General features: G+C 39.8%; 10 protein-coding genes, 16 tRNA genes and 2 rRNA genes (1 of these 28 cut by a window edge). All 28 read right to left on the bottom strand.

Annotated features, from left to right (window positions below):
* Positions 1-216: 216 nt before the first annotated feature.
* On the bottom strand, positions 217-396 hold the full coding sequence (locus tag ISX45_RS18670; protein WP_194519622.1) for a helix-turn-helix domain-containing protein: 180 nt from the start codon (positions 394-396) through the stop codon (positions 217-219).
* Between the two features lie 430 nt (positions 397-826).
* Positions 827-1678 carry an SU10 major capsid protein gene (locus tag ISX45_RS18665; RefSeq protein WP_194519621.1) on the bottom strand — a complete coding sequence of 284 codons (852 nt, stop codon included), beginning with the start codon at positions 1676-1678 and terminating at the stop codon, positions 827-829.
* Between the two features lie 52 nt (positions 1679-1730).
* A complete protein-coding gene (locus ISX45_RS18660) occupies positions 1731-2171 on the bottom strand; it encodes a hypothetical protein (RefSeq protein ID WP_228485589.1) in 441 nt (146 codons plus the stop codon).
* A gap of 17 nt (positions 2172-2188) precedes the next feature.
* Positions 2189-2470, bottom strand: a complete 282-nt coding sequence (locus ISX45_RS18655; protein WP_194519620.1) for a hypothetical protein — start codon at positions 2468-2470, stop codon at positions 2189-2191.
* On the bottom strand, positions 2471-3724 hold the full coding sequence (locus tag ISX45_RS18650) for a GLUG motif-containing protein (RefSeq protein ID WP_194519619.1): 1254 nt from the start codon (positions 3722-3724) through the stop codon (positions 2471-2473). It lies immediately after the preceding gene.
* Positions 3725-3737: 13 nt separating this feature from the next.
* Positions 3738-4088, bottom strand: coding sequence for a hypothetical protein (locus ISX45_RS18645; RefSeq protein WP_194519618.1), 351 nt, complete (start codon positions 4086-4088; stop codon positions 3738-3740).
* Positions 4088-4303: a BhlA/UviB family holin-like peptide gene (locus tag ISX45_RS18640; protein ID WP_194519617.1), complete on the bottom strand. Its 216-nt coding sequence runs from the start codon at positions 4301-4303 to the stop codon at positions 4088-4090. The genes ISX45_RS18645 and ISX45_RS18640 overlap by 1 nt, the downstream gene beginning before the upstream one ends.
* A gap of 1676 nt (positions 4304-5979) precedes the next feature.
* Positions 5980-6759: a hypothetical protein gene (locus ISX45_RS18635; protein ID WP_194519616.1), complete on the bottom strand. Its 780-nt coding sequence runs from the start codon at positions 6757-6759 to the stop codon at positions 5980-5982.
* Between the two features lie 315 nt (positions 6760-7074).
* A complete protein-coding gene (locus ISX45_RS18630) occupies positions 7075-7362 on the bottom strand; it encodes a hypothetical protein (RefSeq protein WP_194519615.1) in 288 nt (95 codons plus the stop codon).
* Between the two features lie 7 nt (positions 7363-7369).
* Positions 7370-8359, bottom strand: a complete 990-nt coding sequence (locus tag ISX45_RS18625; RefSeq protein ID WP_194519614.1) for a tyrosine-type recombinase/integrase — start codon at positions 8357-8359, stop codon at positions 7370-7372.
* Positions 8360-8496: 137 nt separating this feature from the next.
* Positions 8497-8579, bottom strand: a tRNA-Leu gene (locus ISX45_RS18620).
* Between the two features lie 62 nt (positions 8580-8641).
* Positions 8642-8727 (bottom strand) — tRNA-Leu (locus tag ISX45_RS18615).
* Between the two features lie 15 nt (positions 8728-8742).
* Positions 8743-8816: transfer RNA gene (locus tag ISX45_RS18610), tRNA-Cys, on the bottom strand.
* 5 nt (positions 8817-8821) lie between these two features.
* A tRNA-Gly gene (locus tag ISX45_RS18605) sits at positions 8822-8893 on the bottom strand.
* Positions 8894-8896: 3 nt separating this feature from the next.
* A tRNA-Gln gene (locus ISX45_RS18600) sits at positions 8897-8971 on the bottom strand.
* Positions 8972-8988: 17 nt separating this feature from the next.
* Positions 8989-9064 (bottom strand) — tRNA-His (locus ISX45_RS18595).
* Between the two features lie 15 nt (positions 9065-9079).
* Positions 9080-9153, bottom strand: a tRNA-Trp gene (locus tag ISX45_RS18590).
* A gap of 5 nt (positions 9154-9158) precedes the next feature.
* A tRNA-Tyr gene (locus ISX45_RS18585) sits at positions 9159-9243 on the bottom strand.
* 15 nt (positions 9244-9258) lie between these two features.
* A tRNA-Thr gene (locus tag ISX45_RS18580) sits at positions 9259-9331 on the bottom strand.
* A gap of 48 nt (positions 9332-9379) precedes the next feature.
* Positions 9380-9455: transfer RNA gene (locus ISX45_RS18575), tRNA-Phe, on the bottom strand.
* An 18-nt stretch (positions 9456-9473) separates the two neighbouring features.
* A tRNA-Asp gene (locus tag ISX45_RS18570) sits at positions 9474-9549 on the bottom strand.
* Between the two features lie 8 nt (positions 9550-9557).
* Positions 9558-9634 (bottom strand) — tRNA-Met (locus ISX45_RS18565).
* A gap of 11 nt (positions 9635-9645) precedes the next feature.
* Positions 9646-9721, bottom strand: a tRNA-Val gene (locus ISX45_RS18560).
* 15 nt (positions 9722-9736) lie between these two features.
* Positions 9737-9808: transfer RNA gene (locus ISX45_RS18555), tRNA-Glu, on the bottom strand.
* 15 nt (positions 9809-9823) lie between these two features.
* Positions 9824-9912: transfer RNA gene (locus ISX45_RS18550), tRNA-Ser, on the bottom strand.
* A 4-nt stretch (positions 9913-9916) separates the two neighbouring features.
* Positions 9917-9991, bottom strand: a tRNA-Asn gene (locus tag ISX45_RS18545).
* A 12-nt stretch (positions 9992-10003) separates the two neighbouring features.
* Positions 10004-10120: ribosomal RNA gene (gene rrf, locus ISX45_RS18540) — 5S ribosomal RNA — on the bottom strand.
* Between the two features lie 128 nt (positions 10121-10248).
* Positions 10249-12508: ribosomal RNA gene (locus tag ISX45_RS18535) — 23S ribosomal RNA — on the bottom strand; it runs 667 nt beyond the window's last position.

The following is a 12508-nucleotide window of genomic DNA, read 5'->3' as shown; positions in this document are numbered from 1 at the left end:
GAAAGAGAACACTCCCACAACTCCTTAAAAACAAAACAATAAAAATTAATTTTAAACGTCAATAACCTTACCTACCCATCATGATGATGAATAGGTTTCCTCCTTTTATTCCTTTGAAAATTTTGTTATTTTTGGAATAAAAGGAGTGTGGTTATGACGTGTTCTTAACTACTTTCTTCACTTTTTCACCTCCACTTTCTTTTTGATTAATTAGAATTATTTTTGGTCAATGTATTCTCTATATTTTTGGATTTTCTCTTTAGACATGCCACAATTACCTGTTTCGTATCTGCTGATTAAACTTTGCGAGCATCCAATGTATTCAGCAATTTCTTGCATCGTTATCTTCTTTTTCCTGCGTTTGAGCAAATACTCATCACGCAATTTGATATTCATTTCTTTTCACCTCCTGTAAAAAATATGAGTTTTTTATATTTAAAAAAGGCTCTTTTCTAAAAGTTTGTTGCTATTAAAAAAGAAATATATTGCAACAGTAAGAAATTAGGTTATAATGATTTTAAAATTTACTTTTTTTGTAAAGAGGTGATAATTAAATGAACAAAAGTAAAACAACAAAAAATACAAATAGAAACGTCGTATTGGATTGGTTAGTATATTTACTTTTAACAATGGCTGTTGTACGATTTATAGATCACATATTATTTAAATAACTTTACAATGACTTTACTTATAAGATTTAATCCTTTTTATGCCCCTCACAATAATGCATTAGGTTGTTAAAGAAAATAACAATCTATACGAAAACAACCTAAAAAAAGAGGATACAAGCAAAATGCAAGTATCCCCTTTCTGGTTATGTATTTAATTAAGCAGTAATTTCAAAAGAAACTGCGGCTTTATCATTCAAGAGATTAACACCTGCTTGAGTTTCTAAATAGATAGATTGTTTTGAACCACTTACTGCTTCCACTTGTGCGTGAAATGGAATAAGTACAGGCATTTCAAGGTAGTTAGGATTTACTGCAAAGAATTTGTTATTTCCTAACTCTTCACAAAGAATGAAATTAACTGTACCGAATACAGTAATGTATTGTTCCATGTCAAAGCCTAAAAACTTATCTCTAGCGTAAAATTCAACATTTCCTAATTCATTTAATTGCTTTTTGATACGTGCAGGCACAAATACAAGAATTTCATCAGAAACGCCTGCATCGTAAAGTTTGCCGATTGCTTCTTCAAAAGCATCAGCAGTTAATGCGCCAGTTACACGATGGTCTGCGTGAATTTGTGCAAGGATACCATCAGTTGTGTAAACTCCGTTGCTATATCCTTTTGTGCCGTGAATGAAGCGATTTTCCATACGTTTTTTAATCGCTTTCGTCTTTTTCTCTACTTCATGGGCTAAAAGGTCATTGATACCAACTGCTTTGGAATAAATTGCAGTGTTGCTCGCAGTTGCGGTGGCAGCGAAAATCTCAAGGTAGTTATCTCTTGGAGCAAGCGTATCTTTTACATACGCTGGAGCATCCCCACCTTCTGCCAACGTGACTGCGCTGTCTGCAATCTCTTCCGTAATCCAGTGAACTTGTGGGCTAGTCGCTTTTACTGTTTTAGACATTAAGAAAGTAACGAAAGGAGTTTGTTTTTTATTCACTTCAATAAGAACATCTTTAAGGTCATAATTTTGTCCTGCAACAAAATCTTGACTTGTAAACATATTATCATCCTCCTAAATATTTTTTTAGATATATAAAAAAACGACATGAACATTATTTGTTCATGCCGAATATCGCTTTAATCATATTTTTTGTATTCCCTTGTTTTTTCGCTTGTTCATAGGCAGTCATTTGTTTATGATCGCTTGGTACATAACCTGTTTCAATTTTGATTTCATTTACAATTTGACTCAATTTCTTTACAACATCTTTTAATTCATCTTCATTAGAAACTTTCACAATGTCAGCGAATTTTTCCAAACCATTTTCTTTAAGTGTTAATTGCACTTCTTTTTGCCATAATTCATTCTGTTTCGTTTCAATCTCTTTTTGTCTTTCTGCTTCGCTTGCAAGTGTTTGTTCCATTTTTTCCATTTTAGCGACAAGTTCAAGATATGTTTTCATATCCACCGTTTGTTGCTGGTCTTGTTGTTGAGTTTGATCTTGCTGTTGCTCTTGAGTTGTTTCAGTTTGAGTAACTTTTTCATCAGACATAATATCTACCTCCATTTTCATTTAGAAAATTCAATTTTAACCTTTCCTCTTGAAAGGATAGGTTTTTCGTTGTATAACCCTCGAAACTCGAAAATAATTTCTTGTTTGTCATCGGGCAAAACATAATCATAAAAATAGACACCAACATTTTCCTTATTGGTGTCATCTAATGTTACCTGTTCAATTTGTTGTTTATTAGTGTCATAGATAGTTAATTTAATATCAGTTGGCTCAACAGATTGCCCATCAAATGTTTTAAAATGACATCGAAACCGTACTGTATCGCCTGCTAACGCCAATTAAATCACCTCCACTGTGGAAGGATTTTCGATTGCATATATATTAGAATTGTGTTCAATACAATATAATGAAGAAGGATTTTCTAATACAGACAGATAAGCATTTATAATTTTGTTTTGTATCGGAACAATTACATTTACATGAGAATGAATACTGTCAACATAAGATAATAAGCGTTTCATTGTCTTTGTTTTGCGTTCGACTAATGAACCAATAGGATTTATATATGTATTTACTGTTGCAATTGCACTTCTAACGCTTCTATTTGACTTCTGAACGCTTGTTTCAATCGAAAGGGTATATGTCGATACTGTCCGTTTCGTGCCTGTATGACGCTCTGAAAGCGTCTGAATGGTATTTAAAAAGGATTTTATTTGTTTAGTTGATTTATTTGTTTTAATCACTATAGAATGAATATGATTCACATAGGATTGAATCGAAATTGTTTCTTTTTTCGGTGGTGCTGTTGGTACTCCAAACATTTGCAAATAAGGATAATCATTATTTATTCCCCATACGCTAATAAAATCCCATCCTGCATATGTTGACTGTGTTTTCATTTCAGTAGTTGTTTTTCCTATACCACCTGCTGATTTAGTTTGACCACTTGTATTAATATCCCAATATGAATTTGTAACTTTTGTTGAATCTGCATGAGAACCAACTAAACCGCCATTATATAAGTTAGGATCTGGTGTTACTGTTACTAAACCTGTCGAGTAACATTTATTTACAAGTGAATTAGATGTAGCACCATTCCCGACTAAACCACCAACACGTCCTTTTCCTGTTGCATTAGCATGAGAAAAACAATTTTCAATTAATCCACTGTAATGCCAGCCAACAAGTCCACCAACTCCATATTGACCATTTACTTGCCCTGTTGTGTAGCAGTTTTTTATTGTGCTATTCGTAATATTTCCTACAAGAATGCCCACATAGTTCACGTTTTGACCGACAACATTTGCATTTTCAATTACTAAATTTTGTATAGTTGCATTTTCAGTAAAACCAAACAGCCCGACATATGCAGTTGTTGAATTTATTGTGAGATTTTTAATTTTATATCCTTTACCGTTAAAACTTCCTATAAATTTTGCTGAAGATGTGCCGATAGGAGTAAAATTCCCCCAACTGCCCATATCAATATCATTTCCTAATTCATAGTAGGCAGTTAGGTTATTTCTTACATTATGTAAATCCTGCGGTGTCTGAACAATATAAGGATTCGATTGTGTTCCTGCGCCTAGCATGAAACATCACCGCCTAAACCTGCGGCACTTCAATAGAGTGAATCACCGTTAATTCGTCTTGGTCTGATTCAATTGTGAATGGTGTAAATGATTCGATTGAATAAGCATTTCCGCCTGTCGCAACATCATATATTGCACTAGAAGCAAATGTTTTAGGTTTTGTAATATCAGCATCAGAACCTTTAATGATGACTTGTAATTTTAATACTTGAGCGCCTGCGTTATGTACCCATGTTACTCTTGAATCAGAAGGCGATAATCTTATAATTGCATTTCCTGCATCATCTCTTAACTCAATGTATTTCCAGTTGTTTTGAATATAGTTTTTCAACGCTTGATATGCACTAGACGTTATTTCAGCCATTATTTAGCCACCTCCAATTTCTCAATTTTTTGTTCCATTCGTTCGATTGCTTCAACGATACGTTGTTGTGCTTCATTTTGGCGCTCAATTTGAGCAATTAATTTTTCTTCACGTTGTTTTGCTTCTTTCCGAGTATCAACAAGCAACCAAACGAACAGTAGGGCAAATACACCATTTGTTGCAAATTGCTCTAATGGAATAGATGAAATGTCCATTGTCAAGTGCCTCCTTTCTTTAAAAGTAAAAAATATGAGAAAAAATAAAACAAAAAAAGAGTGAGCAAAAGCCCACTCCCAAGAAAATGGAGGCGAAAAAGCGAAAGAACTTGTAATAATGACTATTAACAAACCTAAAGAATCACGTATTGTAGAGGTATAAAGAAGGGAGATACCCTTCATTCAGTGTCGAGTGATCGGCACTCAATGAAAAATACCTCCTCATAAATAAGGACATTTTTTAATAAATACATGTAAATTTTCATCATTTTACCCACATGAAAAATTTTATAGTATCCATAATATTGCTTTTTTCAGGAAATATTTTTACGATTTTTCGCTAAAGTCTCACATTTTCTACATTGACTTCTACATCCATCTTTACCCAAAGGATCTTTTCTAAAATATCTATCATTATTAATCAACTTAAATTCTCCGCATTTGCTGCATTTTTTATATTTTCCTATATAACTTCCTTTAACGGTGATTATCTCATAATCATGAAAATGTGCTAAAAACCCTTGAATATCAATGGTTTAGGACACTTTAAAAAAATTACGTTTTGCAAAAAACTTCTAAAACCCTTCATACTCTAGGCATTAAGGCGATTTCTAAACTTCTACCAATTTACCTTCCTTTGTAGGCGATTATCTCAAAAGTGACTCTATCCCTTGTCGCTCTAGGGCTCAAGGTAATTTTCAGAAAATTTATTTTTCTTAAAAAGTGGCTCAATCCCTTGTGTATCAAGGAGTTTGACGTTTTTCTAAACTGTTAACATTTTTATAACGCTGTTTACCTTCCTTTAACAGGTATTATCTCAAAAGTGGCTTCAGACCGCATGGCTCTAGGGCTGAAAGTAATTTTTAGAAAATTTATTTTTCTCAAAAAGTGCTAAAAACCCTTATGGCTCAATGGTTTTGGCGATTTTCTAAACTGTCTTATTTTTATAACGCATTTTACCTTCCTTTGTAGGCGATTATCTCAAAAGTGACACAATCCCTTATGGCTCTAGGGCTGGAGTTAATTTTCAGAAAATTTATTTTTCTCAAAAAGTGGTAAAAGTCCTTGCGGCTCTAGGAGTTTGGCGATTTTCATTTTGTCCACCGTTTTCTCGCCTTCCTTTACAGGAAATTATCTCAAAATCGGCTTCAGACCGCATGGCTCTAGGGTTTAATGTATTTTTCTGAAAATTCATTTTTCTTTAAAAGTGTCAAAAAACCTTGTGGCTCTAGGTGTTTAGCGATTTTCATTTTCGCTACCATTTTCTCGCCTTCCTTTGTAGACCATTATCTCAATTTCTTCCTTATGTGTAAAAAATCCAGTTATATCAATGCTTTTAACACCTATTTAAAATTACTTATTTTTCAGATAACTATAAATCCCTTGCCGTTCTAGGGTTTTAACTAACTTCTAAATGGTAAAAACTCAATTTATCTTCCTTTAACATGTATTATCTCCAAAGTGACTCAATCCCTTGTGGCTGTAAGAGTTTAACAACTTTGTTTAAAAATTATTTTTTATCAAAAGTGGATTAATTCCTTGTCGCTCTAGGGATTTGGCGTTTTTGATTTTGGTAAAAATATTTTATAAAATACCCTCTCATCTTTATATATTTCCCTTAAAGGCTTATTTTTACCTATTTTTTTTACGATTTCATAAATAAATATTGAAAAACTCTAAGCAACTTCAAACAGAATACTTTTATATTCCTCATCCAGTTTCTTCTTCACAATACCAAAGAAATAACCAAAAATATTCCGTACTTTACGCCCTTGTTTAATATTCCGTACTAACTGCTTAAATGAATCAATAGCCAATTCTAAACGGTCTTGTTGAGTGTAGTAAGATAAGTAATACGTTTGGATATGAATAACCTTCCAAAGTTCTTCAATCGTCTTATGGTCGTTATAAAAGCACTTTACAAGGTCACGAAACTCTACTGGCACTCTGCTACTTGTAAATAAACCGTCAAGATTTTCTTTTTGCACGTTATCATTACGTTTATTTAATAGATTGCTAGTTTTAGATAGATTACTAGTTTCATTATTAGGTACGTCAATTGTTTCCTGTGTAGGTACTTCAATTGTAGATGATTCAGAAACAATTTGGTAACGCTGGAATACATAAATATTATGTGATTGTTTTCCGTTCTCTTTAAATGTATTAATTACTTGAATTAATCCGAATTTCTTTGCTTTCCGCAACATACGCTCAAAAGTAGAACGTGAGATTTCTTTACCTTTTTCATGACATGCTGAAACAAGCGTTTGAATTTTAGCATTGCAAACGCCTGCGATTTTTGCGGAATATCTAATTAAACGTTTTAAGGCGATTAATTCCGATTTGGTGAATTTGGATTTTAAATCAATCATCCATTGTTCAATCTGATTATTGAAGTCGGTTAAATCCCGAAACTGTGACAAATGCTTAAATTGCTCAATGCTACCTGCTTTCATAAAAAATATGCCCCCTACCGTATGTTTTCAGGGCATACTCAAATAAGCGTACACCTTGCCTATTTTTTGAAAATGGTGTATGCTTTATTTAACGGGATTATTTACTTGAGTATGCCTTATTGGGAGTGATGTTGCCGCATCACTCCCGATTTTTTTTGATTAATTCAAATACTTACGAATCCGTTTAACATCATCGTAAAGTTCACGAAGCGTTTCATCATTCGAGTCCTCTAACCTTATATTGATTGCAAGATAAACATCTAAAACGGCTTTAAGCACATTAATTTCATGTTCAGTGAGATGAAGTGTTTGCATTTACGCCACCTCTTTTCTTTTTACACGTGCTTCAAGTCCAGCAAATAAATGCCATTCAGGAGCATCAGAACAGTAAGTGTTTAATGCTTCTTGATATGAAATTCGGTTGTATTTTTCCCCATCGAAAACTTCAATAATAAACAAATCGTTAAGTTGTATAAATTCCCCGATTTCTAACTGTAAAAATGCTTGTCCATTTTCGATGATTAATGTGCCGAGTGTGTAATTGTCGAGAAAAGCGTCAATTTTGCGTGTAGTATATTGCATGTGGTCAATAAGAATATTCATTATTTGATTACCTCCTTCTTCTACTTGAAAAAACATTTTCTATCGGCGAAAATGTTTTATGCTTTTCAACTACATCATCAGAAAATAGATTGACGTAATGTTTGACCATTTCCATTGAGGAATGACCTAGAACTGCTTGCAATTCAAATATCCCTGCTCCTGCTTCTACTGAAAGACGGGCAAAGGTATGGCGGAATTTGTGACAAGTTGCATGTATACCGCATTTCTTTCCATATGATTCAATTTGCGCCTGCATTTGACGTTTGGTTAAAGGAGTGTCGTCAACAGAAACGAATAGATAATCATGATCTAATGCACCACGAATTGCTAAATATTTTTTCAACTGTTCTTTCATTTGTTTTTGAATCGGTACATATCGTTGCCTGTAACCTTTTGTATTTTGAATAAGGATTCGTGAACGCTGAAAATCTATATCTGATAATCGAATCCCTACACATTCAGAAGCCCTTATACCTGTTTCAAGTAAAAGCATCATTATAGTTAAATCCCTTACACCAGTAAATGTTCTTAAATTCGGTTGCTTAAAAAGAATTTGAATTTCTTCTTTTGTAAAAGTAGGTACTGCTTTTTTACGGTCTTTGAGTAATTTAATTTCATGGAAAGGATTTTGTTTTTTGTGTATGATTTTTTCACGTTCAAGAAAGTTAAAAAATGCCCTTAATGCACGAAGTCGAGTATTAATAGTTACCGTTCTACAATTTTTCTGATTCTTCATATATAGAATGACATTTTGTTTAATGATTTCGGGTGTCATTCTGTATACATCTACATCAATTTCTTGTTCACGAAGAATCTTATAGAATACCGATAATTCATTTTTGTAATATTGAATCGTTTGAGGGCGTAAGTTCCGAATTTCGCAATCCTCAATAAATTTTTCTAACGCCATTTGAAAATCAACTGCATCAGATTGGATAGTACTAGTATGGATTTGAAAAATTTCATCAGGGGATAAATTATTATTACGCCTTGCCAAAATATCACCTCTTTGACAAGTCGTATGATGAATGCTGAATCAGATTTTTTAATGAGGAATCGTGTGAGGATAAAATAAAAAAGGATTCCTACATCTCGCAGGAATCCTTGATACATCGTTATTTTCCCTATTTTCAGTGCCGATGGTGGGAGTCGAACCCACACTCCCAGAGGGAACACGATTTTGAGTCGTGCGCGTCTGCCAGTTCCGCCACATCGGCATGTTAAAATTAACAACAAGAAGATTATAGTAGATATAGTAACATTAGTCAAGCTTTTTCAGTGCCGAGGGCCGGACTCGAACCGGCACGGTAGTCACCTACCGCAGGATTTTAAGTCCTGTGCGTCTGCCAATTCCGCCACCCCGGCGAAATATTGTTTCAATGGAGGCGGCACCCGGATTCGAACCGGGGGTAAAGGTTTTGCAGACCTCTGCCTTACCACTTGGCTATGCCGCCATCTAAGCGGAAGACGGGACTCGAACCCGCGACCCCCACCTTGGCAAGGTGGTGTTCTACCACTGAACTACTTCCGCAATTGGCTGGGGTAGCTGGATTCGAACCAACGCATCACGGAGTCAAAGTCCGTTGCCTTACCGCTTGGCTATACCCCAATGAATGTTTATATAAATGGGGCGACTAGTGGGAATCGAACCCACGCATGCCAGAGCCACAATCTGGTGCGTTAACCACTTCGCCATAGCCGCCATCTTATCTGCATTTGGCAGGGGCAGTAGGAATCGAACCCACACCGGAGGTTTTGGAGACCTCTGTTCTACCATTAAACTATGCCCCTAAACATGGTGGAGGGGGACGGATTCGAACCGCCGAACCCACTGGGAGCGGATTTACAGTCCGCCGCGTTTGGCCACTTCGCTACCCCTCCATTAGCTATTAATAATGCCGACTGCAGGACTTGAACCCGCAACCTACTGATTACGATTCAGTTGCTCTACCAATTGAGCTAAGTCGGCAAAGCATTATGAATCATAAAAAAATTTAATTTTACTTTTATATAAAAATGGTGGCTCGGGACGGAATCGAACCGCCGACACAAGGATTTTCAGTCCTTTGCTCTACCGACTGAGCTACCGAGCCATTATTAATTATTGAATATGGCGGTCCCGACGGGACTCGAACCCGCGATCTCCTGCGTGACAGGCAGGCATGTTAACCACTACACTACGGGACCAATTTTATTGGTTGCGGGGGCAGGATTTGAACCTGCGACCTTCGGGTTATGAGCCCGACGAGCTACCAGACTGCTCCACCCCGCGATGATAATTTATGGTGGAGGATGACGGGATCGAACCGCCGACCCCTTGCTTGTAAGGCAAGTGCTCTCCCAGCTGAGCTAATCCTCCAAACAACAAAGAAAGTGACCCGTACGGGATTCGAACCCGTGTTACCGCCGTGAAAGGGCGGTGTCTTAACCACTTGACCAACGGGCCATTATAATATAGCGACGGAGAGCAAGGGATTCGAACCCTTGAGGCGCTGTTAAACGCCTACACGATTTCCAATCGTGCTCCTTCGACCACTCGGACAGCTCTCCAAGTTGGCTCCGCAGGCAGGATTCGAACCTGCGACCAATCGGTTAACAGCCGATTGCTCTACCACTGAGCTACTGCGGAACGATTAGATCTGCCTAGCGACGACCTACTCTCGCAGGGGCGCTGGCCCCAACTACCATCGGCGCTGGAGAGCTTAACTTCCGTGTTCGGGATGGGAACGGGTGTGACCTCTCCGCCATTGTCACTAGGCAAGATATCGAATTGGACAAGTATGATTATAACGAACCTATCGGTTCTGTCAAGAACTTTTTTTGTTCTCTCAAAACTAGATAACCGATATCCATGCAAAGAAGCGAACGCTCGGCTTCACCTTTTTCTTGGTTAAGTCCTCGATCGATTAGTATCCGTCAGCTCCACGTGTCGCCACGCTTCCACCTCGGACCTATCAACCTCGTCATCTTCGAGGGATCTTACTCGCTTGACGCGATGGGAAATCTCATCTTGAGGGGGGCTTCACGCTTAGATGCTTTCAGCGCTTATCCCTTCCGCACATAGCTACCCAGCGGTGCCCCTGGCGGGACAACTGGTACACCAGCGGTGCGTCCATCCCGGTCCTCTCGTACTAAGGACAGCTCCTCTCAAATTTCCTACGCCCGCGACGGATAGGGACCGAACTGTCTCACGACGTTCTGAACCCAGCTCGCGTACCGCTTTAATGGGCGAACAGCCCAACCCTTGGGACCGACTACAGCCCCAGGATGCGATGAGCCGACATCGAGGTGCCAAACCTCCCCGTCGATGTGGACTCTTGGGGGAGATAAGCCTGTTATCCCCGGGGTAGCTTTTATCCGTTGAGCGATGGCCCTTCCATGCGGAACCACCGGATCACTAAGCCCGACTTTCGTCCCTGCTCGACTTGTAGGTCTCGCAGTCAAGCTCCCTTCTGCCTTTGCACTCTACGAATGATTTCCAACCATTCTGAGGGAACCTTTGGGCGCCTCCGTTACTCTTTGGGAGGCGACCGCCCCAGTCAAACTGCCCACCTGACACTGTCTCCCACCCCGATCAGGGGTGCGGGTTAGAATTTCAATACCGCCAGGGTGGTATCCCACCGTCGCCTCCACCGAAGCTGGCGCTCCGGCTTCTCAGGCTCCCACCTATCCTGTACAAGCGATACCAAAATTCAATATCAGGCTGCAGTAAAGCTCCACGGGGTCTTTCCGTCCTGTCGCGGGTAACCTGCATCTTCACAGGTACTATAATTTCACCGGGTCTCTCGTTGAGACAGTGCCCAAGTCGTTACACCTTTCGTGCGGGTCGGAACTTACCCGACAAGGAATTTCGCTACCTTAGGACCGTTATAGTTACGGCCGCCGTTTACTGGGGCTTCGGTTCGCACCTTCGCGTAAGCTAAGCGCTCCCCTTAACCTTCCAGCACCGGGCAGGTGTCAGCCCCTATACTTCGCCTTACGGCTTCGCAGAGACCTGTGTTTTTGTTAAACAGTCGCTTGGGCCTTTTCACTGCGGCTCTCTCGGGCTTGAGACCCAAGAGAGCACCCCTTCTCCCGAAGTTACGGGGTCATTTTGCCGAGTTCCTTAACGAGAGTTCTCCCGAGCACCTTAGGATTCTCTCCTCGCCTACCTGTGTCGGTTTGCGGTACGGGCACCTCTCACCTCGCTAGAGGCTTTTCTTGGCAGTGTGGAATCAGGGACTTCGGTACTTTTATTCCCTCGCCATCACAGCTTCGCCTTACGGCAAGCGGATTTGCCTACTTGCCAGCCTCACTGCTTGGGCGCGCTCAACCAGTCGCGCGCTTCCCCTATCCTCCTGCGTCCCCCCATTGCTCAAACGGTGAGGAGGTGGTACAGGAATCTCTACCTGTTGTCCATCGCCTACGCCTTTCGGCCTCAGCTTAGGTCCCGACTAACCCTGAGCGGACGAGCCTTCCTCAGGAAACCTTAGGCTTTCGGTGCAGAGGATTCTCACCTCTGTTTTCGCTACTCATACCGGCATTCTCACTTCTAAGCGCTCCACTAGTCCTTCCGGTCTAGCTTCGACGCCCTTAGAACGCTCCCCTACCGATGACGTAAGTCATCCCACAGCTTCGGTGGTACGTTTAGCCCCGGTACATTTTCGGCGCAGAGTCACTCGACCAGTGAGCTATTACGCACTCTTTAAATGGTGGCTGCTTCTAAGCCAACATCCTGGTTGTCTGGGCAACTCCACATCCTTTTCCACTTAACGTACACTTGGGGACCTTAGCTGGTGATCTGGGCTGTTTCCCTTTTGACCACGGATCTTATCACTCGTAGTCTGACTCCCAAGGATAAGTCATTGGCATTCGGAGTTTGACTGAGTTCGGTAACCCGATGAGGGCCCCTAGCCCAATCAGTGCTCTACCTCCAAGACTCTTCCCTTGAGGCTAGCCCTAAAGCTATTTCGGGGAGAACCAGCTATCTCCAAGTTCGATTGGCATTTCACCCCTACCCACACCTCATCCCCGCACTTTTCAACGTGCGTGGGTTCGGGCCTCCAGTAGGTGTTACCCTACCTTCACCCTGGACATGGGTAGATCACCTGGTTTCGGGTCTACGACGACGTACTCAACGCCCTATTCAGACTCGCTTTCGCTACGG

The organism is Thermaerobacillus caldiproteolyticus (assembly GCF_015326725.1).
In the GTDB taxonomy this organism is placed as follows: Bacteria; Bacillota; Bacilli; order Bacillales; family Anoxybacillaceae; genus Thermaerobacillus; species Thermaerobacillus caldiproteolyticus.
This window is presented reverse-complemented; position numbering and strand designations above follow the sequence as displayed.